The organism is Herbaspirillum sp. Sphag64 (genome assembly GCF_014192645.1).
Lineage (GTDB): Bacteria > Pseudomonadota > Gammaproteobacteria > Burkholderiales > Burkholderiaceae_D > Herbaspirillum.
In genome coordinates, this window is record NZ_JACHYE010000009.1 from 68,479 (window position 1) to 89,808 (window position 21,330).

The following is a 21,330-nucleotide window of genomic DNA, read 5'->3' on the forward strand; positions in this document are numbered from 1 at the left end:
GAGCCATGTGGCAAGACGTCAAAATGTTGAATGCCATCACCAATACCTTGCTGGTATTGGTGTTGCTCGCATTGTTGGCGTCTGGTACCTGGTGGGTGGTGCAACGGCCGATGTTCACGCTCAAGACGATTCGGGTTGAAGGTGAGATGGATGCGCCGCTGCGACGTGTCAATGCATTGACGATTCGTGCCAGTGCCTTGCCAAGAATCCAGGGCAATTTTTTTACCGCCGATCTCAATGCCGTGCGTCAGGCATTTGAATCGGTACCGTGGGTGCGTAAGGCGATGGTGCGCCGCGAATGGCCGAACAAGCTGATCGTGACGGTTGAAGAGCATCGCGCACTCGGTACCTGGGGTGATGAAGGACGTTTATTGTCGGTCAAGGGTGATGTATTCACGGCCAATCTGGCAGAAGCCGAGGATGACGGTGCCTTGCTTGAGTTTGATGGGCCGGAGGGTAGTGAGAAAGATGTGGCGACGCGGTTTGAACAGTTCAAGCAATGGTTTGCACCGATCAAGCTGACGCCGCAAGCGGTAGCACTGTCGAATCGCTATGCCTGGACGGTCAAGCTTGATAACGGGATGACAGTGCAGTTGGGCAGGTCCGACAGCGACGCGACGCTCAAGGAGCGCATTGCGCGACTGGTGGCGGTGTATCCGCAGTTGCTGGATCGGTTGCAGGGCAAGATTGAAGATGTTGACATGCGTTATCCCAATGGCCTTGCATTGAAGGCCGATGGTTTGGTATTGGCAGCATTGAACGGAAAGAAAAAATAAGCGGAATAATATGACAAAAGACGCCAAAAATTTGATCGTCGGCCTCGACATCGGCACCTCCAAAGTGGTGGCCGTAGTGGCTGAGGTATTGCAGGATGGTCGCCATGAGGTGATCGGTCTGGGCCAGTCCGAATCCAAGGGGCTCAAGAAGGGGGTCGTGGTCAATATCGAGGCTACCGTAGAGTCGATTCAGCGCGCCCTCGAAGAGGCTGAGTTGATGGCCGACTGCAAGATCCGCAATGTCTATACCGGGATTGCCGGTAGTCATATCCGTAGTTTCAATTCCAGCGGCATGGTGGCGATCAAGGATAAGGAAGTCAGCGCTGCGGACGTCTCGCGCGTTATCGAAACCGCCAAGGCAGTCAACATCCCAACTGACCAGCAATTGCTGCATACCGTACCGCAGGAATTCATCGTCGATAACCAGGAGGATGTGCGCGAACCAATCGGTATGAGCGGAATCAGGCTGGAAGTGAAGGTGCATATCGTCACTGGTGCCGTGTCTGCGGTTCAGAACATCGTCAAGTGCGTGCGCCGTTGCGGTTTGGAAGTATCCGATCTGATTTTGCAACCGATGGCCTCGGCTGATTCGGTGTTGACACCGGACGAGCGTGAACTGGGCGTAGTGCTGGTGGATATCGGCGGTGGTACCACCGACGTGGCCGTGTTTACCGAAGGGGCGATTCGTCACACCGCCGTGATCCCGATTGCCGGCGACCAGATTACCAATGACATCGCGATGGCCTTGCGCACGCCGACATTGGAGGCAGAGGAAATCAAGCTGCGTTACGGCGTTGCCAAGCAGATTCTGGCGGATCCGGGCGAAACCCTGGAAGTGCCGGGCTTGGGTGACCGCAATCCGCGCACCTTGTCGCGTCAGGCGTTGGCCGCCGTGATTGAACCGCGCGTAGAAGAGCTGTTTGCGCTGGTGCATCAGGTGGTGCGCGAGTCGGGTTACGAAGAGGTGCTGTCGTCGGGCATCGTACTCACCGGTGGCTCAGCAATGATGCCGGGAATGATTGAGCTGGCAGAGGATATTTTCCTCAAGCCGGCCCGACTGGGGACCCCGGAGTATAGCGGTCAGCTCGCCGATGTGGTGCGCAGCCCCCGTTATTCGACCGTATTGGGATTGTTGTTGGAAGCAAAAAAGCAGTATCTGCGTGGTTACATCGTGACCCGACAGGAAGGCTCGGTCAAAGCAATTTGGCAGCGCATGAAGGAATGGTTTTTAGGGAATTTTTAAGTTTTAGATTTTCAAGTTTTGGTTTTTCAAGTTTTGAAGTAGTAGCAGTAAATCATTTTCAGAAACTGGGGTGATGTGAATCAGTAAAGCGCAGTTGTCAGTTGCTAGTCGTCACACCGCGTGATGCCTATCAACTGCAAGCTGCATACCATTAATTTAAGGAGTCATCATGGAAATAGATATGCTCGACAATGCCACCCTCGGCACGATCATCAAGGTCGTGGGCGTCGGTGGCGCAGGCGGCAATGCGGTGCAGCACATGATCAACAAGGGCGTGTCCGGCGTTGAATTCATTGCTGCCAACACCGATGCCCAAGCCTTGAAGCAATCCAAGGCCGACAATGTGATCCAGATCGGTGAAACCGGTCTGGGCGCAGGCATGCAGCCAGAAGTTGGCCGCCGTCTGGCTGAAGAAACCCGTTCGCGTATCGAAGATGCACTGCGTGGCGCGCACATGGTGTTTATCGCTGCCGGTATGGGTGGTGGTACTGGCACAGGTGCTGCTCCTGTCGTGGCCGAAGTGGCCAAGTCATTGGGTGCACTGACCGTTGCTGTGGTCTCCAAGCCTTTCTCGTACGAGGGACAGAAATGCATGGATATCGCTGATCAAGGTCTGGAAGCATTGAGCCAGCACGTTGATTCACTGATCATCATTCTCAACGAGAAGCTCGAAGAGATTTACGAAGATGACAGCATGATCGAATGGCTGGGTCACGCCGATGACGTGCTCAACAACGCGGTTGCCGGTATTGCTGAAATCATCAATGTGCCAGGTCATATCAACGTTGACTTTAACGACGTCAAGACCATCATGGGCGAGCAAGGCAAGGCCATGATGGGTACTGCAACGGCATCCGGTGTAGATCGCGCTCGCGTGGCAGCAGAACAGGCGGTCGCATCGCCTCTGCTGGATGGTATCGATTTGTCGGGCGCGCGTGGCGTACTGGTCAATGTGACAGCCAGCCGTAACCTCAAGGGTAAGGAAATCAAGGAAGTCATGGCGACAGTACGCGCGTTTGCCGCTGCTGATGCTTCTATCGCTCAAGGTATCGCCTATGACGACACCATGGGTGATGATATCCGTGTGACCGTTGTAGCAACCGGCCTGGGCCGTGCCCGCAAGTCGGTACAACTGGTGCAGTCGCCAATGTTGCGTACTGGTACGCACAATGAGCCAATGATGGCAGCCACTGGTGTGCTCAATGGCGCGACAAGCGGTGCCGCGCAAGGTGCTGGTGCTGCTTTCGGTGGTATGAAGGCGCCTGCCGTATGGCGTCGCGAGTCGGCTTCCGATACTGTGCGTGCACTGGAAAAGAACGGAATGGAAACTTACGACATTCCAGCTTTCCTGCGTAAGCAGGCTGACTGATTCTCGTCAGCAAGCTGGCGCGGCGACAAGGCCTGTTCGGGCACTTGTCGCCGCGCAGCAGTGATAGTCATAAACAGGCATACTCATGTCTGCGCGCCGCGCCTTTGCATGAAGAGCGCGGCGTTTTTTTGCCTTGCACAATGCACTACCATTGTTGCTTTCATCCGTATTTGTAATCAATAGAAGGACATCACTATGACTATCAAGATTGGCGACCGCCTGCCAGAAGGCGTGCTGGCTGAATTCATCGACACTGAAACAGAAGGTTGCGCATTGGGACCGAATTCGTTCCAGGTGGCTGATCTGGTCAAGGGCAAGAAAATTGCCTTGTTTGCCGTCCCGGGCGCATTTACACCAACCTGTTCGGCCAAGCATTTGCCTGGTTATATCGCGCTGGCTCCTCAATTCAAAGCCAAGGGCGTCGATGAAATCTGGGCTATCTCGGTCAATGATGCATTTGTGATGGGTGCCTGGGGTCGCGATCAAAAAGCCACCGGCGTCGTACGCCTGCTGGCTGACGGCAGCGCCAAATTTACCCAGGCAGTTGGTTTGGCCGCAGATTTCAGCGAAAAAGGCATGGGCATCCGTTCCCAGCGTTACTCTATGCTGGTTGAAGACGGTGTGGTCAAGCAGCTCAATATTGAGGCACCGGGCAAGTTCGAAGTGTCTGATGCACAAACCTTGCTCTCCCAACTGGGCTGATAGCAACACAGTGTCGCTACCGCAGCACGAGCTGCCACATTTGTTGGCGGCTTTTTTATGGAAATTATTTACGGCCTTTGCAGGTATTTAACTCCCCGCATCGAGGCGTTGCCGCATGTCAATACATTTTTGCAACAGTGACTGGCAAGCCGGCAGCAGTACCATCCTCATCTTGGCTATAATGGATGGATGTTAAAACAGCGCACCATCAAGAAACTCGTCAATACTATTGGCGTAGGTTTGCATTCCGGCACCAAAGTCGAGCTGACACTGCGTCCGGCTGCTATCAACACGGGTATCGTGTTTCGCCGTGTTGATCTCGATCCCGTGGTCGATTTTCCGGCATCAGCGACCGGCGTTGGCGATACGCGGATGGCATCGGTGCTGTCCAAAGATGGAGCACGTGTATCGACCGTTGAGCATCTGCTGTCGGCCTGCGCAGGTCTCGGTATCGACAATCTGTACATCGACCTGACCGCCGAAGAAATCCCCATCATGGATGGATCGGCTTCTTCGTTTGTATTTTTGCTCCAGCAAGCTGGCCTGCAGGAACAGAATGCCGCCAAGAAATTCATTCGTGTACTCAAGTCGGTGGAAGTCCGTGAAGGTGAAGGCGCCAAGGAAAAATGGGCGCGTCTTGATCCCTACAACGGCTTCAAGCTAAAGTTTTTCATCGAATTCAATCATCCTGCTGTGGATGGCACCGGACAGACTGCTGAGGTTGATTTCGGGCTAGAGTCCTACGTCAAGGAAATCGCGCGTGCGCGCACCTTCGGCTTCATGCAGGATGTAGAAACCCTGCGTGGTATGGGCTTGGCTCGCGGCGGCTCTTTTGAGAATGCGATCGTGATGGATGAATATCGTATTCTCAACGCAGATGGCTTGCGCTACGACAACGAATTTGTGCGCCACAAGATTCTGGACGCCATCGGCGATCTGTATCTGATCGGTCATCCGCTGCTGGCAAGCTATGATGCGTACAAATCTGGTCACGGGATGAACAATCAGCTCTTGCGTGCCTTGCTGGCACAACCGGATGCCTACGAGATCGTCAGCTTTGACAGCCTCGAAACTGCACCGCGGACGTACGTGATGCAGGCTGAGCAGGAGTGGGCATTGAACTGATCTCCACTGATTCCGTTTAATGCGGGTGCGTAAATCCAGTTTGGTGCGTTGATACAAAGAGAAAGGCCGTCAGAGTTGATGCTGACGGCCTTTTTGTTTCTAAGGATCCTGCTCAAATAATGGCGGTCCGTTTTTTGTCTGTTCGCGGTCTATTCATTGCCCGCATTTCGGCGCACCATGTTGGCCAGCGCAGCCTTGAGTGCCTGATTTCGGGGCGAATCATCAAGCGCATCCTTGAGTTCTGCGAACGCAGAAACGGCTTTGCTGGACAAGCTCAATTGTTTGCGGGCGACGGGCACGACATAGTTTTTGCCAACTTGCACTTTGATACGGATTGCATTAACCTGCCATCCATCTTTTAACAGGTGATCCTGCAGTTTCGGGAGCTGTTGCTTAAGCTTTGTTGCAAGTGCAGCGTTGGGTGTACTGAGGACCAGTTGCCCAGCCTCGAAATTCATGACATCGCAGGACGAAAATATAGCCGGCAGGATGGCAGCGCACGCTTTTTGCAGTGTAGCCATACGGGTGATTGCAGGCATCAAGGCTGCCATTGCATTATCAGACCGCAAAAAGTCTGTCGCGTCTCTCGGTTTGCGCATCAATTGCGCAGCCGAAGGACCTCGGCGATAAGGGGTAAATGTGGAGGGATACTTCATCTTTAAACCTTATCACATCTCATCCTTGAAGGATGGGAGTCACAGGAGTAAAGATGCAAATTATTCTGTTGCACCCCCGTCTGACCCGCGCGCGCTCCGTTACCCTGACTTCCAGGCATATCCTGCTGCTCCTGTCGCTCTTTGTTGTCACCATCCTCGGATGTTCTGCACTGATCTCTTACCTGGTACTGCGCAATGCTGGCGATGGCGAAGGGTCGCCGATGTTGCACAAGCTGATGGTATCGATGACGCAAAGAGAAGATGATCAGCGGGAAAAGTATCTGAAGGAAAATCTTGCCGTCATGGCCGTCAAATTGGGCGAGATGCAGGCGCAATTGATGCGTCTGGATGCGCTTGGTGAACGTGTTCAGGGACTTGCCGGCGTGCGCCCGGAAGAATTCAACTTCAAGGAAAAGCCCGGCCGTGGCGGTATGGAGACTTCTGATATCGGTGGGCCGGGACGTGATTTCAGCATGAGTGAAGTGCAAAAAATGCTGGATGCCCTATCCGTCGATGTCGGCCATCGCAGCGACTATCTCAATGCGGTGGAATCGAGTCTCATGAGCGACCGGATCAAATCGAGGTTGTTGCCGACCAACCCGCCAGTCAATGTTGCCTACAATTCATCAAGTTTCGGCTGGCGTATCGACCCATTCACCGGCCATAACGCGTTTCATGAAGGGCTGGATTTCCCGGGGCCGATTGGTACTCCCATCGTTGCTGCAGCTGCCGGCGTGGTGATTGCTGCGGAATATCATTATCAATTTGGCAACATGCTCGAAATTGACCATGGCAATGATCTCATCACCCGCTATGCGCATGCGTCGCAGCTTTACGTCAAGGTCGGCGACATCGTCAAGCGTGGCCAGCATATTGCCGATATCGGGACGACGGGTCGTTCGACCGGTCCACACCTGCACTTTGAGGTGCGCATTCGCGGCGTTGCTCAGGATCCGCGTAAGTTCCTGGCGCTCGGTGGCACTGCTCCCAAAGCGGCGCCAGTCTTTGTGGCCGGGCATTAGGAATGGTCGCGTCGCGGTATTGAATCTTTCGCGGTTGGCCTGATCTACCCAGGGATAAGTAGTGCACGTAGCGCTCCCTGGTTGATTCTGGCGACACTTGTGGTGTCAGTGTCAACACTGTTGTGGGCGGGGCGGCGTGCTAAAATCCAAGGTTTATTAGCTTCAGCGGGCATCTGCCAGCCTTATTCCGGTTCCGCGCGTGCAAGAAAACACACGCAGAGTCATTTTTTCGGCGCTTTTTTAGAATCCAAGCATGTCATTACTGACCCAGATTTTCGGTAGCCGCAATCAGCGTCTGCTCAAACAATATCAAAAAATTGTCCGTCAAATTAATGCGCTCGAGCCGGCCATCGAGAAGCTCACTGACGCCGAACTGCAAGCCAAGACACCTGAATTCAAGCAGCGCGTGGCCAACGGAACCGGGCTGGACGAGATTCTGCCGGAAGCCTTTGCCGTCTGCCGCGAGGCCAGCAAACGTGTGCTCAAGATGCGTCACTTCGATGTTCAGTTGATTGGTGGCATGGTGTTGCACTTTGGCAAGATTGCCGAGATGCGCACCGGCGAAGGCAAGACGCTCATGGCGACGCTGCCGGCGTATCTGAACGCGTTGTCGGGCAAGGGCGTGCACGTAGTGACAGTCAATGATTATCTGGCACAACGTGATGCTGAGTGGATGGGGCGCCTGTATGGCTGGCTGGGTCTGAGCACCGGCATCAATCTGTCGCAGATGGATCATGACCTCAAGCAAGGCGCTTACGCTGCAGACATCACTTACGGTACCAACAATGAGTTTGGTTTCGATTACCTGCGCGACAATATGGTTTTCGACAGTGATGACCGCGTACAACGTGGTCTGAACTTTGCGATTGTCGATGAAGTTGACTCGATTCTGATCGATGAAGCCCGTACGCCGCTGATCATTTCCGGTCAGGCAGAGAACCATACTGACCTATACCACAAGATCAACGAAGTACCACCACTGCTGACACAGCAGATCGGTGAAGAAACCCCCGACGGCAAGGGTAAGGTGGAAGTGCCAGGTGACTACACCAAGGATGAAAAGGGTCATCAGGTATTGCTGACTGAAGCAGGTCACGAAAGAGCCGAACAGATTCTGACCAGCATGGGTTTGTTGCCTGAAGGGGCCTCGCTGTACGATGCCGCCAATATCTCGCTGGTGCATCATTTGTACGCGGCCTTGCGTGCGCATACGCTGTATCACAAGGATCAGCAATACGTGGTGCAGAACGGTGAAGTGGTAATTGTTGACGAATTTACCGGCCGTCTGATGACGGGTCGCCGCTGGTCCGATGGCCTGCATCAGGCAGTGGAAGCCAAGGAAAAGGTCAAGATCCAGAACGAAAACCAGACGCTGGCCTCGATCACTTTCCAGAATTATTTCCGCATGTACAGCAGGTTGTCCGGCATGACTGGTACGGCCGATACGGAAGCCTACGAATTCCAGGAAATTTATAGCCTGGAAACCGTCGTGATTCCGCCGAATCGCCCCAGTGCCCGCAAGGATCGCCAGGATCAGGTATACAAGTCGTCCCAAGAGAAGTATATGGCGATGCTTAAGGATATTCAGGATTGCTACGAGCGTGGACAGCCGGTGTTGGTCGGTACCACGTCGATCGAGAATTCCGAGCTGTTGTCTGGCATCCTTCATCAAGCCAAGTTGCCGCACAATGTTCTCAATGCCAAGCAGCATGCACGCGAAGCGGAAATCATTGCGCAGGCCGGTCGTCCCAAGATGATTACCATTGCCACCAACATGGCCGGTCGTGGTACCGACATCGTGCTGGGCGGCAATGTGGAAAAGCAAATTCAGATCATCGAAGCCGACGTTGCTTTGTCGGATGCCGACAAGCAGGCACAGGCTGAGAAGCTGCGCAGCGAATGGCAATCGCTGCACGACCACGTCGTGACTGCCGGCGGCTTGCATATCATCGGTACCGAGCGTCATGAATCACGCCGCGTCGACAATCAGTTGCGCGGTCGTTCCGGACGTCAGGGCGATCCGGGTTCCTCGCGTTTTTATCTGTCGCTTGACGATGCCTTGCTGCGCATTTTCGCGGGTGACCGTGTGCGCGCCATCATGGAACGTCTGAAGATGCCTGAAGGCGAGCCTATTGAAGCAGGGATCGTTACACGCTCGATTGAATCGGCACAGCGCAAGGTAGAGGCACGCAACTTCGACATCCGCAAGCAATTGCTGGAATATGACGACGTGGCTAATGATCAGCGCAAGGTGATTTACCAGCAACGTAATGAGTTGCTTGAAGCTGCTGACATGTCAGAAATGATTACCTCGCTGCGTGAAGGTGTCTTTACTGAGCTGTTCCACACCCACGTTCCGCAAGAGTCGGTTGAAGAACAATGGGATATCCCTGCTCTGGAAGCCGCACTGGCAAGCGAATGGCAACTGGCCGTACCACTGACCGAGATTCTGGAAGCCGAGCCTGATCTGAGCGTGGAAGATCTGTTGGGCCGTGTCTTGTCGGCTGCTGAGACCGCCTACAGTGCCAAGATTGATGTGGTTGGCAAGGAAGCCTTTAGTGGTTTCGAGCGCAGTGTCATGTTGCAGAGCATTGACAGCCACTGGCGTGAACATCTGGCGGCGCTCGATCATCTGCGTCAAGGTATCCACCTGCGCGGCTACGCACAGAAAAATCCGAAGCAGGAATACAAGCGCGAAGCATTTGAGCTGTTTGCGCAGATGCTCGACCTGATCAAGAATGAGGTGATCAAGATCGTCATGACCGTGCGTATCGAAAGTCGTGAAGCAATCGAAGAGGCCGAAGAAAACATGGCGCAGTCGCATGTCGAAAACGTCCACTTCCAGCATGCTGACTTTGATGCCAATGCGGCTCCTGAAGAGTTGCTGGCACCGACTGCGGTCCCCGATAGCAGCGCTGCGCAGCCACAGGTCAATGCTTTGCCGAAGGTCGGTCGCAATGATCCTTGCCCATGCGGTAGTGGCAAGAAGTACAAGCAATGCCATGGCAAGTTGTCCTGATTTACGACACGGACGACGCAAGCTGTAAACCAAGCCGCGCTCACTCAAACTGAGCGCGGTTTTTTATTTTTGAATGCAATGTCAAACCAATGCAATGCGAAGGCAGGTGTAGTAATGGCAGGCAATGTGGACCGCTGGCTGCTTCCCATGGTGGCGATTCTGATGTCCATGCTGACAGCTTGCAGTAGTGTGCCGGTGCCTTCGGTCTCCGATCTGCCTGCGAAAACTGGGCAGCCACGGCGCTCTGCCTTGCTCGCAGCGGCCAACAAGGAGTGGCAATTTTTTGGCCGCCAGCAAATTGACATGCGTCAGGAGCCACCGAGTGCACCGCGTCTGGGGCTGCTGGAGGACGAGGGCGACGCTGTGCAGCGTATTGCCTTGTATTGGCAGTCGGTAGGCCGGAGTTACACCGGTGCTGATACCCAGCAGCCGTGGTCGGCAGCCTTCATCTCGTATCTGATGCAGCAAGCGGGTGTTGCAGATAATGACTTCCAGCGTAGCGAAGCCCATTTCAATTATCTGAGTTACCTGAAGCAACGGCAGGAAGCGCCTGATCCTATATTCGTCTTGCGTCCTGTCAGCACGCAGCCGGTGACGCCGGGCGATCTGATCTGTACCTCGCGTGACGATAATACAGTCGACACCATTGCAGCGATCCACCCCGGTCTGCCCGGGCATTGTGATCTGGTCTATGAACTGCATCCCCTATTGGGCTGGGCCGGCGTGATTGGTGGCAATGTCTACAATTCGGTCTCCGAATCAATGATTCCGCTGACCTGGGATGGTCGTGTCATTCCCACAGTGCGACGCCACTGGTTTGTCGTCGTCAAGAACCTGATGCCCTGATCCGTTGGCGCCCGGCTGACTGCGGATCACAGTGGATCTCAGCAATATCGTGCAGGAAACAACGTGGCGGTCATCTGATACCGCTACAATAACGTTCTCAAATTTGTCTTACCCACTCCTTTTTCCTGATCCCGGACTAGAACATCATGGCCATCAATTCTCCCATTCCTGTTTCCGCTGACCTCAAACCTGTTGCCGGCATTGAGCTGGGTTACGCCGAAGCCGGTGTACGCAAGGCCAATCGCAAGGATTTGCTGGTCATGAAGCTGGTACCAACGGCAACTGTTGCCGGTGTGTTCACGCTCAACCGTTTCTGTGCAGCACCAGTGCAGATCTGCAAGACGCATCTGGCACAAGTGAGCGCTGCTGCGCCGATTCGTGCGTTGATCGTCAATACTGGCAATGCCAATGCCGGGACCGGTGAAGAAGGGCTGGCGCGCGCCAATGAGACCTGTGCTGAACTGGCTAGCCTGCTGGGCCTGAAGGCTTCGCAAATTCTGCCGTTCTCGACCGGTGTGATTCTGGAGCCTTTGCCGGTTGATCGCATCAAGGCCGGGTTGCCTGCTGCCATCACGAATCTGCAGGCAGACAACTGGTTCAATGCCGCCGAAGCAATCATGACCACCGACACCCAGCCCAAGGCTGCGTCGCGCACCGTGACCATCGGCGGCAAGCAGGTTGTGATGACCGGTATCAGCAAGGGCGCCGGGATGATCAAGCCAAACATGGCGACCATGCTGGGCTTTCTGGCATTTGATGCCAAGGTACCGCAAGCTTTGCTCAATCAACTGGTTAAGGATGCTGCTGATCAGTCGTTCAATTGCATCACCATCGATGGTGATACGTCGACCAATGACTCCTTCATGCTGATTGCTACAGGTGCCGGTGAGTTGGAGATTACCAGCGCAGACAGTCCTGAGTATCGCGAGCTGGCAGTAGCGGTGACGTCGCTGTCGCAACATCTAGCGCACCAGATTATCCGCGATGGTGAAGGTGCAACCAAGTTCATCGAAGTCACGGTAGAAGAAGGCAAGAGTGTGGAAGAGTGCCGCAAGATCGCCTATTCGATCGCGCACTCGCCGCTGGTAAAAACTGCATTCTTTGCTTCCGATCCAAATCTGGGCCGTATTCTGGCTGCAATTGGTTACGCTGGTGTCGATGATCTGGACGTATCGACCCTGAATCTGTATCTGGACGACGTGTGGGTTGCCAAGAACGGTGGCCGTAATCCTGACTATCGCGAAGAAGACGGGCAGCGCGTGATGAAGAAGAGTGAGATTGTGGTGCGGGTGAAGCTGGGGCGTGGCGCGGTCAAGGCCTCGGTCTGGACCTGCGACTTGTCGCACGAGTATGTCACCATCAATGCCGACTACCGCTCGTGAATTCGGCCAGGGCCTACTGCGCGGGGCAATCTCGGAACTGCGATGCTCACCGTACTCGCGTACGGCTGCGCTTCTTACTCCGACCTTGACCCGTTCGCTACGGCCCTGACCGAATTCAGTTTCAGTGGGTCGCATGGTCTGTATTTCCACGAATTTTATTCATCTGTTGCTGTCGGGCTTTGCTGCACAATTTGATCTTCCGATTTCCTTTGTCCTTCTGTTATGACCCAACTAGACCAATTTCTGCAACGCGCTGAGGCTTTGCTGGCCCGTATTGAAGCCATGTTGCCGCCTGCTGCGGCGTCTACTGGATGGGATAAGGGGATTGCCTTTCGCTGGCGTGGCCGGCTCGGGAATGCGCCGGGCTATCTGCAGTCGGTCGGGCATATTGCACCGATTGCCTTGTCGGATCTGCACAATATCGCTCCGCAAAAGGAATTGATTGATCAGAACACCTGCCAGTTTGTCGAAGGGCGACCAGCCAACAATGTCTTGCTCACCGGTGCCCGTGGCACGGGGAAGTCATCGTTGATCAAGGCTTGCCTGAACCAGTATGCTGACCAAGGCTTGCGTCTGATCGAGGTGGATAAGGACGATTTGCACGACTTGCCCGATATTGTGGAGCTGGTGTCGGCGCGTCCGGAGCGTTTTATCATTTTTTGTGATGATTTGTCCTTCGAGGAAGGTGAGGGCGGCTACAAGGCCCTGAAAGTCGCGCTCGACGGCAGTATTGCTGCGCAATCCGAGAATGTGCTGATCTATGCCACCTCCAACCGCCGTCATCTGATGCCAGAGCGCCTGTCTGATAATGCGACGTATCAACATACCGAGGATGGGGATTTGCATCCGGGCGAAACGGTAGAAGAAAAAATTTCCCTGTCCGAACGTTTTGGCTTGTGGGTGACCTTCTATCCATTCAAGCAGGACGATTATCTGGACATCGTCGCCCACTGGTTGCGTCATTTTGGCTGCGATGCAGAACAGATTGAGGCTGCTCGCGGCGATGCCTTGCGTTGGGCCTTGCAGCGCAGTTCGCGTTCCGGACGTGTGGCGTGGCAGTTTGCTAAGGATTACGCAGGAAGGGCCAAGTCCTGATGGTTGATAGCACTGAAATCGTGTCTGCTCCGATCGATGTAGCCGTTGGCATTCTGATGAAGCCTAACGGCGATGTGCTGCTGGGCCAGCGGCCGGATGGCAAGCCCTATGCCGGTTACTGGGAGTTTCCTGGCGGTAAGGTTGAGCCCGGTGAAGCGATTATCGATGCGCTCAAACGGGAGTTTCAGGAGGAACTGGGTATCGACATACTATCGGCGGAACCTTGGTGCGGTGTACAGCACGTCTATCCGCATGCGCATGTCCGTTTGCATTTTTATATTGCACGGGATTGGCGTGGTGAGCCGCAAAGCCTGGAAGGGCAGGCATTTGCGTGGCAAGGTAGCGTGGATGTGGAGCCATTGCTGCCAGCAACGATTCCCCTGCTGGAATGGATAGACAGGCTGCGTTTCCCGGTACCAACCTGAATCAGGTCGGCGGGTACAGGTTATTGCAGTGAGGAGCTTGAGGCATTGCCGTCATCCTGATCATCTGGCAGGTTGACCGCAGGAATGGTGTACTTTTCTTCGGCCCAGGCGCCGAGATCAATTTGTTTGCAACGGTCGGAGCAAAACGGGCGGAATTTATTCTTTTCTGTCCATTCCACTTTGGTGCCGCAAGTCGGGCAGTCTACGATGGTTGCCATACTAAATTCTCTTCAAAAACCACACAAAGCCAGTTCAAATGGGACTTCACCCTCAAATGGTTTTGGTTTCATGTCGCCATCCTGTGAGGTAAAGCGTACCCACAACATGTATTTGTTGGCTGAAATTTCGGGAATAGCTCCCAGCTCTTCATCAATCACCAATCTCAACATCTGATAGATCTTTCCTTGCAGCATTTGCTGGTAACTACCGCCATCTGCATTGATTTTAACTGCATGACCGGATTCTCGCAGCAAGCGCATCACAATGGTCACCGCATCAAACAGGGGTACCAAAGGCGCGAACCAGTTGGAGATATCAGCAAAGCGTTGCTCTGGGGAGCGTTTTTGCCAAGCATAGTAGGAGGGCAGATCAAATTCGCAGGCGCCGCCCGGAATGATAGTGCGGCCGCGGATGCTCATGAGCCATTCGTTGTCGCGAATATTCTGGCCGGTCTTCCCTTGCGAAGCAGAAAGCGAAGCGCTGGCACGGTCAACTTCGCCGAGGATCGCATTGAGCATCTCCGGCTCGACGTTGGGATTGGACTGATACGCCAGCAAAATTTGCTTTTGGCGTTCCAGTTCCTGCAGCAGATCTGATTTGAGGTCGGCACGGCCTGCCACTTCGAGCATTTCGAAAATCGTGGAGAGTGCGACGTGATGTTGCAGCGGGCTTTCCTGATGCAGGAAGAACACGAACTTTTCGTGCAGATCCTCCAACCGCAACAGCGTGCGAATACGTTCGTTGAAAGGGTATTCGTAAACGATCAAAGCTGCGTCCCTTTATAGTTGAACCGGATTCGACAACGCGTTCCGCAAATACGTCCTCGAATATCGAAGAATGTTGAGATATTGTTAAAACGCGTCCAATTTATGTGATTCTGACCCATGCGGGCGAAAATTACAAATGCCCAGCGCTATTTGTTTTCAGTTTCAGATTTTGCCATCGCCAGATAAGCTTGGTGCAGTTGTTCGATTTGCGGAATCAGATGACTGCTGTCGAGGTTATTTTCGATCACGTCATCGGCCACGGCCAGGCGTTCGGTGCGACTGGCCTGCGCCTGCATGATGGCCTCTACCTGCGTCTGTGCCATGCCATTGCGCTGCATGACCCGCTTAATCTGGATTTCCTCGCTGCAGTCAATGACCAGAATGCGCGAAGTACGTCCCACCCACTGGCGCGACTCGACCAGCAATGGCACCACAAATATCAGGTAACTCCCTGTAGCAGTTGCTGCAGCGCGAGCAGTCTCAGATCTGATCAAGGGATGCAGAATTGCTTCGAGCTGATGTCGTGCAGCTGGATTGGCGAACACATGAGCGCGCATTCTGGCTCTATCCATGGCACCATCGGTAGCAATAAAGGTATCCCCGAAAGCCCGCCGGATCGCTTCGATGGCCGCACCACCCGGCACAGTAAGGGCGTGAGCAATCAGATCCGTGTCAATGATGCTGGCGCCGCGCTCACCAAAAAGATTGGCTACGGTCGTCTTGCCACTACCGATGCCGCCCGTCAGGCCAATTGAAAACCGCGAGGCATCCGGCGTGGTGTGATTGTTAGTCTGGGGTGTGGTCGGGGTCGTCATGGGAAGCGCATTATCGATGAAGTTCTGGTAGCAGCAGCGTCCAGCAGTCAGGACCATACAGTAGCATCAGCCCGCCTGCCAATGCCAGATAGGGACCAAATGGCAGCGTCTGATGGCGCGCATGTCTGCCGGTCAGGAGCAGGGCAACACCGATTACGGCAGCGACGCCAGAAGCGAATAGGAGAAGCAATGGTAATACCTGCCAGCCCAGCCAGGCACCAAGTGCCGAGAACAGTTTGAAGTCGCCGAAGCCGATGCCTTCCCTGCCACTGATGAGGCGATGTATCCAGTAAATTGTCCACAATGTCAGGTAGCCTCCTGCCGCGCCGATGACAGCATCCTGAAGCGGCACGAAGAGCCCATACAGATTGACGATCAGCCCAAGCCACAGCAAAGACAAGGTTAGGCTATCGGGTAGCAATTGTGTACGAGCATCAATGAAACTCAAGACAATCAGGAAATACACCAGCAGTATTGCAGCGATTCCCTTGATACCAAGGCCAAAATGCACAACCATCAGCACCGACAGGATGGTGCTGAGCAGTTCGACAGCGGGATAACACCATGAAATACGCGTCTTGCAGTGTCTACAGCGACCACCTAGCATCAGATAGCTGAGCACCGGAATATTGTGCCAGGCGGCGATAGGCGTGCCGCAGTGCGGGCATGCTGAGCGTGGCGTGAGCAGGTTGAAACGATCAGTGTGGGGTAATGCCTGGCCGGTTTCCTGCGCTAGATAGTTGGCGATGTCACGCTCTATCATCAGTGGCAGCCGGTGAATGACCACATTCAGAAAACTGCCGAGCAGCAGTCCAATGATTGCAGCAATGACGAGCTCCATGCCGCTATGGCCCGCGGTCAGATTCAGCAAAGATGCCAATGGTGGAGATGAAGAGAACATCAAACAATCGATCCCAGTTTAAAAATAGGCAGGTACATCGCAATCACCAGCCCGCCGATGATTACCCCCAACACCAGCATGATAATCGGTTCCAGCATGATCGAGAGTGAGGCGACGGCTTCGTTGACCTCGATTTCGTAGAAGTCGGCAACCTTGTCCAGCATCTGATCGAGTGTCCCTGATTCTTCGCCGATAGCGACCATTTGCCCCACCATGCCGGGAAACAACGCCGTCTGTTCGAGCGATGCTGCCAGACTGACGCCATCGCTTACCTGCTGTACGATGACGGCAGTACTGTCGGCAAATGCGGCGTTGCCACTGGCGCCGGCAACCGCGCGCAAGGCATCCACCAGCGGTACCCCGGCACCAAACATGGTCGACAGGGTTCTGGTCCAGCGTGCGATCGCACTATTGCGGGCTATCCTCCCCAATAGCGGCAGGCGCAGCAATCCATATGCAGCACGATGGCGCCAGATCGGCGACTTTCGCCATAGTCGCATGAGCAGCGTACTCATGAGTACAGCAAGAGCTGCCAGTATCCATCCATCACTGACCAGAAAATCCGAGGCGTAGATGACGACCTGAGTGGCCCATGGCAGGCTCGCCCCGAAACTGCTGAATACCTGTTTGAATGAAGGCACTACCCAGATCATGATGACGGCCGTGACCAGCACGGCACAGGCGATGATGGCGGCTGGATAGATCATGGCGGTACGTATCTGGCTTTTGATATGAAGGATTTTTTCCTTGTGATTGGCCAGGCTGGCCAGTAGCGTATCGAGCATCCCAGCCTGTTCACCAGCAGCCACCAGATTGCAATAGAGCGCGTCAAACTGCTTTGGATGACGTGCCAGCGCCTGATGCAGACTGCTACCGGTCTCGATATCGTCGCGCAGAGTGCGGATCAGCTTGGCCAGGGTCTCGTTGGACTGGCTCCGGGCAACGATTTCAAAGCTTTGCAGCAGTGGAATGCCGGCCTTGAGCATGGCCGCAAGCTGCCGTGTGAACAGTGCCACTTCCTTCTCTCGAATGGCCTGCACACGACTGCGTGGTTTTATGCGTACCTGCGCTGAAATGATTCCCTGTCGTCGTAGTTGTGCATTGACCATCGCCGTGCCGGTGGCGAATATTTCGCCGCGCTGCATACGATCCTGTTGATCTTTACCTTGCCACAGATACCAGCGCTTGGCCGGGGTTTTGGCTGCGTTATTCATATACCTGTACAAGCGATGATTTCATCCACGCTGGTCATGCCTTCAGCAACCTTCTTCCAGCCTGATTGGCGCAATGACAGCACTCCATCCCGTTGTGCTTGGGCGGCAATATCAGGAGTGGCTGCATGTGCCAGAATCAGACTCTCGATGGCGTTGCTGATGGGCATGACCTGATAGATCCCGGTGCGTCCCCGATAGCCGCTGCCGCCACAATCTTTGCAGCCGTTTGGCTTGAAGATCAGGCCACTGTTGCTGAGCTCACTGAGACTGGACTGGATGGCCTCAGTCATGCCAGCTGCCTGCCGCGCAGCCAGCGTCATGTGATGCTCCTGTTTGCAACTGCACAGCCGTCGTACCAGCCGCTGCGCGGTAATCATGATCACTGAAGAGGCAATATTGAAAGCCGGTACGCCCATGTTGAGCAAGCGTGTCAGCGTCGCCGGGGCATCATTGGTATGCAGTGTTGAGAGCACAAGATGGCCCGTCTGGGCTGCCTTGACGGCTATGTCAGCCGTCTCCAGATCACGTATCTCACCGACCATCATGATGTCTGGATCCTGTCGCAGAAAGGCGCGCAAGGCCGTCGGAAAACTCAGGCCTGCGCGTTCGTTGACGTTAACCTGATTGATGCCCGGCAGAGGAATCTCGACCGGATCTTCGATGGTAGATATATTGACCCCCGGCTGATTCAGCAGATGCAGGCAGCTATACAGTGAGACCGTCTTGCCGGAACCGGTCGGGCCGGTCATGAGCACCATCCCGTGCGGACGCGTGATTGCTTCGCGCAGCAGACTCTCTTGCGCAGGCGCGTAGCCGAGTTCACTCAGATCGAGCCGGGCTTGTGTGGCGTCGAGCACGCGCATGACGACCTTTTCGCCGAACAAGGTTGGCAAGGTGGAGACGCGGAACTGCACCGCATGCGACTTCGATAGCGTCAGCTTCATGCGGCCATCCTGCGGGACGCGCTTTTCGGCGATATCCAGACGCGCCAGCACCTTGATGCGTGAGGCCAGTTTATCGCGTAGGCTTAATGGCGGCTCTGCGATATCACGCAATGCACCGTCGATGCGGAAGCGCAAGCGGCAACCATGTTCAAATGGCTCCAGATGCAAATCGGAAGCACCGAGCCGAATTGCATCGAGCAATATTTTTTGCAGATAACGCACTGCGGGTGCATCGTCGGCATCGGCGCCGGAAGATGAGGACGTTGGAACAGAAGGAGGCATGGGATTCACCGCAAGCAGTTTGCATCGGCGTTGTGATGCCAGTGCATTTCTGTAAAAGGAAAAGGCTTGCGGTGGTAAGCCGACAGCCCGGATGCAAGGATGTTGCGACCGGAATGTCTCGCTGTATATCGTTTAATTTCGGTTTTGCGGCACTACTTTGCTTTTGCGGCGATCAGTTTGACAACCTTGATGGCCTGATTTTGTACCTGCACGATTTCAATCACACAGTTATCGATCTTGACGCAAACACTGGTGTCCGGAATGTCTTGTAGCAATTCGAGCAGCAAACCATTGAGCGTTTTTGGGCCATCCAGTGGCAGGTTCAGACCTAGCCGCTTGTTGATGTCACGCAGCGTGGCTGAGCCCTCCAGTAGACATTCACCCTCCTGGTTCCAGCTGAAACTGTCAGCGCGAGCGGCACCAGGCACCGAGGTCGTGAATTCACCGATCATCTCTTCGATGATGTCTTCCAGCGTGACTAGCCCCTGGACTTCACCGTATTCATCGACAATGATCCCCAGTCGCTCATGGTTTTCCTGAAAGTATTGCAGTTGAGTAAAAACGTCGGTTTCTTGCGGGATGAAGTACGGCGCACTCAACAAGGCGCGCAGATCATCGCTGGACATGTCTTCTTCCTGACTGAGCAGGGTGACGACCTTGCGCACGTGCAGGATGCCGATCATCTGATTGATTTCGCCTTCAAATACTGGCAGCTTGTTGTGATAACAGGTGGCCAGTTGATGGCGAATTTCATCAATCGGCGCCGACAGATTCAGTGCCTCAACCTGTGCCCGGGGTGTCATGACGTCCTCGACCGAGATTTTTTCCAGGTCGAACAGATTCAGCAAGATGCTCTTGTGCTTTTGCGGAATAAAGTTGCCACCTTCGAGCACGATCGAGCGTAACTCTTCCGGTGACAGTCGCTGATCATGCGAGTTGCCGCTAGCCTTGATATGCAGAATGCGCAGAATGCCAGACACGAACAGATTGACGAACCAGATCAAGGGACGTGCCAGCCGCATCAGTGGCTTGAGTACAAAGCTGGTGAATAGGGAAATGCGTTCAGGATAGGTGGCGCCGATCACCTTCGGGACGATTTCCGCGAAGATGATCAGCAATCCTGCGACGCAGGCAGTCGCGAGCGTGATGACTTTTTCATGGTTGCCGAACACGGTGATCGCCAGCGCCGTCACCAATGCTGTTGCCAGCGCATTGATCAGGGTATTGGCAATGAGTACCAGCGACAGTAGTTTGTCGGTACGTTCCAGTAGCCAGAGAATGGTAATGGCGCGACGGTTGCCGTGTTTGGCCAAATGCCTGAGGCGATGCCGGTTGGCAGCCATCAGCGCGGTCTCGGTCATCGAAAAGAACGCCGAGCAAAGAATCAGAAGTGCCAGTGCAAGAATTTGCACCCATATGGGCACGGTATCCAAGGAGTCCCCGTAAGGAAGTTGATGAGTTTTTCTCGGGTGGTCGGGGTGAGAGGATTCGAACCTCCGGCCTCTACGTCCCGAACGTAGCGCTCTACCGGGCTAAGCTACACCCCGACGGCCGTTTCAGTGATTTCGGTCTACCGCGAACGCAGCCAATTTTAGCAAAGAATTTTTGTAGATGCTATCGGGCAAGGACATCACCGCATCGGTTGCACGTTGAGATGCTTTCTGCGCTTCCTGGCGGGTGTAGTCGAGTGCGCCTGAGCTGGTGATGGCTGCCAGAATCTGATCAAAATGCTGTTCGTCGCCATTTTCAATACAGGTGCGTACCAGCTCGCGTTGCTCGGCAGTGCCATGTTCCATCAAATAGATCAGTGGCAGGGTTGGCTTGCCTTCGCGCAAGTCATCGCCGACGTTTTTACCGATTTCCGCAGCATTGCCGGAATAATCGAGTACGTCATCAATGAGTTGGAAAGCGGTGCCGAGGGAGCGGCCATATTCACCGGCAGCTTCAATTTCTGCGTCGTTGGCACCCGCTATCAGCGCACCGAGCTCGGCTGCAGCTTCAAACAATTTTGCCGTCTTGGAGCGGATGACGCGCAGGTAAGCTGCCTCGTCCACATCCGGATTGTGCATATTGAGTAGTTGCAGCACTTCACCTTCTGCGATTACGTTGGTTGCATCCGCTACGATCTGCATGACGCGCGGATTGCCAACGCCGACCATCATCTGGAAGGCGCGCGAGTAGAGGAAGTCGCCCACCAGCACAGAGGCAGCATTGCCAAACAGGGCATTGGCGGTTTGCTTGCCGCGCCGCAAGGACGACTCATCCACCACGTCATCATGTAGCAGCGTAGCGGTATGGATGAACTCAATCACCGCGGCCAGACTATGGTGCGCCTTACCCTGGTAAGCGTAAGCATTGGCAATCAGTAAAACCAATACCGGACGGATACGCTTGCCGCCCGCACTGATGATGTATTCAGCCACCTGGTTAACCAGCGGGACTTCTGAATAAAGTTGCTGGCGAATAACGGTATTGACCTCGCCCATGTCGGCAGCTATCGGGTCAATGAAGGAAGTTGGCGAAGCAGA

19 protein-coding genes, 1 tRNA gene and 1 pseudogene are annotated in these 21,330 nt (G+C 54.5%); 11 read left to right on the plus strand and 10 right to left on the minus strand.

The features are described from left to right. Positions 1-5 precede the first annotated feature (5 nt). The 5 genes from FHW66_RS14715 to lpxC all read left to right on the plus strand — a co-directional run bounded on the left by FHW66_RS14715 (position 6) and on the right by lpxC (position 5,215). Positions 6-776: a cell division protein FtsQ/DivIB gene (locus FHW66_RS14715; protein ID WP_183380571.1), complete on the plus strand. Its 771-nt coding sequence runs from the start codon at positions 6-8 to the stop codon at positions 774-776. Between the two features lie 10 nt (positions 777-786). Then, positions 787-2,019: a cell division protein FtsA gene (gene ftsA / locus FHW66_RS14720; RefSeq protein ID WP_183380572.1), complete on the plus strand. Its 1,233-nt coding sequence runs from the start codon at positions 787-789 to the stop codon at positions 2,017-2,019. Positions 2,020-2,188: 169 nt separating this feature from the next. Continuing rightward, positions 2,189-3,388 carry a cell division protein FtsZ gene (gene ftsZ, locus FHW66_RS14725; RefSeq protein WP_183380573.1) on the plus strand — a complete coding sequence of 400 codons (1,200 nt, stop codon included), beginning with the start codon at positions 2,189-2,191 and terminating at the stop codon, positions 3,386-3,388. Between the two features lie 195 nt (positions 3,389-3,583). Further along, positions 3,584-4,090, plus strand: a complete 507-nt coding sequence (locus FHW66_RS14730; protein WP_183380574.1) for a peroxiredoxin — start codon at positions 3,584-3,586, stop codon at positions 4,088-4,090. Positions 4,091-4,279: 189 nt separating this feature from the next. Further along, positions 4,280-5,215 carry a UDP-3-O-acyl-N-acetylglucosamine deacetylase gene (gene lpxC / locus FHW66_RS14735; RefSeq protein ID WP_183380575.1) on the plus strand — a complete coding sequence of 312 codons (936 nt, stop codon included), beginning with the start codon at positions 4,280-4,282 and terminating at the stop codon, positions 5,213-5,215. 149 nt (positions 5,216-5,364) lie between these two features. Here lpxC and FHW66_RS14740 read toward each other — a convergent pair whose 3' ends face one another. After that, positions 5,365-5,754, minus strand: a complete 390-nt coding sequence (locus FHW66_RS14740) for a DciA family protein (RefSeq protein WP_370543474.1) — start codon at positions 5,752-5,754, stop codon at positions 5,365-5,367. A gap of 170 nt (positions 5,755-5,924) precedes the next feature. Between FHW66_RS14740 and FHW66_RS14745 the strand changes: the two genes are divergently transcribed. The 6 genes from FHW66_RS14745 to FHW66_RS14770 all read left to right on the plus strand — a co-directional run bounded on the left by FHW66_RS14745 (position 5,925) and on the right by FHW66_RS14770 (position 13,660). Continuing rightward, positions 5,925-6,893: a M23 family metallopeptidase gene (locus tag FHW66_RS14745; protein ID WP_183380577.1), complete on the plus strand. Its 969-nt coding sequence runs from the start codon at positions 5,925-5,927 to the stop codon at positions 6,891-6,893. 253 nt (positions 6,894-7,146) lie between these two features. After that, positions 7,147-9,912, plus strand: a complete 2,766-nt coding sequence (gene secA, locus FHW66_RS14750) for a preprotein translocase subunit SecA (RefSeq protein ID WP_183380578.1) — start codon at positions 7,147-7,149, stop codon at positions 9,910-9,912. A 114-nt stretch (positions 9,913-10,026) separates the two neighbouring features. Beyond that, entirely contained in the window at positions 10,027-10,758 is a 732-nt protein-coding gene (locus FHW66_RS14755; protein WP_183380579.1) for a DUF2272 domain-containing protein, read from the plus strand. 146 nt (positions 10,759-10,904) lie between these two features. Continuing rightward, entirely contained in the window at positions 10,905-12,140 is a 1,236-nt protein-coding gene (argJ, locus tag FHW66_RS14760; protein ID WP_183380580.1) for a bifunctional glutamate N-acetyltransferase/amino-acid acetyltransferase ArgJ, read from the plus strand. A 222-nt stretch (positions 12,141-12,362) separates the two neighbouring features. Beyond that, positions 12,363-13,235, plus strand: coding sequence for an ATP-binding protein (locus FHW66_RS14765; RefSeq protein ID WP_183380581.1), 873 nt, complete (start codon positions 12,363-12,365; stop codon positions 13,233-13,235). Beyond that, entirely contained in the window at positions 13,235-13,660 is a 426-nt protein-coding gene (locus FHW66_RS14770) for an NUDIX domain-containing protein (protein ID WP_183380582.1), read from the plus strand. The genes FHW66_RS14765 and FHW66_RS14770 overlap by 1 nt, the downstream gene beginning before the upstream one ends. 20 nt (positions 13,661-13,680) lie before the next feature. Here the strand turns inward: FHW66_RS14770 and yacG are convergent, their stop codons facing one another. The 9 genes and pseudogenes from yacG to ispB all read right to left on the minus strand — a co-directional run bounded on the left by yacG (position 13,681) and on the right by ispB (position 21,288). Next, positions 13,681-13,878 (minus strand): DNA gyrase inhibitor YacG, encoded by a 198-nt coding sequence (gene yacG, locus FHW66_RS14775; RefSeq protein ID WP_183380583.1) that lies wholly within the window; start codon positions 13,876-13,878, stop codon positions 13,681-13,683. Between the two features lie 12 nt (positions 13,879-13,890). After that, positions 13,891-14,646: a cell division protein ZapD gene (gene zapD / locus FHW66_RS14780; RefSeq protein ID WP_183380584.1), complete on the minus strand. Its 756-nt coding sequence runs from the start codon at positions 14,644-14,646 to the stop codon at positions 13,891-13,893. Positions 14,647-14,792: 146 nt separating this feature from the next. Then, the gene (gene coaE, locus FHW66_RS14785) at positions 14,793-15,461 is read right to left on the minus strand and encodes a dephospho-CoA kinase (protein WP_183380585.1); all 669 of its coding nucleotides are present in this window, start codon (positions 15,459-15,461) and stop codon (positions 14,793-14,795) included. Positions 15,462-15,471: 10 nt separating this feature from the next. Continuing rightward, a complete protein-coding gene (locus FHW66_RS14790; RefSeq protein WP_370543475.1) occupies positions 15,472-16,362 on the minus strand; it encodes an A24 family peptidase in 891 nt (296 codons plus the stop codon). Continuing rightward, positions 16,362-17,576 carry a type II secretion system F family protein gene (locus FHW66_RS14795; RefSeq protein ID WP_183380586.1) on the minus strand — a complete coding sequence of 405 codons (1,215 nt, stop codon included), beginning with the start codon at positions 17,574-17,576 and terminating at the stop codon, positions 16,362-16,364. Before FHW66_RS14795 ends, FHW66_RS14790 begins: the two co-directional genes overlap by 1 nt. Further along, positions 17,573-18,847, minus strand: a pseudogene (locus tag FHW66_RS14800) (GspE/PulE family protein); the annotation flags it as partial. The gene FHW66_RS14795 and the pseudogene FHW66_RS14800, both read right to left, overlap by 4 nt. Positions 18,848-18,954: 107 nt before the next feature. Continuing rightward, on the minus strand, positions 18,955-20,235 hold the full coding sequence (locus FHW66_RS14805; protein WP_183380588.1) for an HlyC/CorC family transporter: 1,281 nt from the start codon (positions 20,233-20,235) through the stop codon (positions 18,955-18,957). A 37-nt stretch (positions 20,236-20,272) separates the two neighbouring features. Continuing rightward, a tRNA-Pro gene (locus FHW66_RS14810) sits at positions 20,273-20,349 on the minus strand. 9 nt (positions 20,350-20,358) lie between these two features. Continuing rightward, positions 20,359-21,288, minus strand: a complete 930-nt coding sequence (gene ispB, locus FHW66_RS14815) for an octaprenyl diphosphate synthase (RefSeq protein WP_183380662.1) — start codon at positions 21,286-21,288, stop codon at positions 20,359-20,361. Positions 21,289-21,330 lie beyond the last annotated feature (42 nt).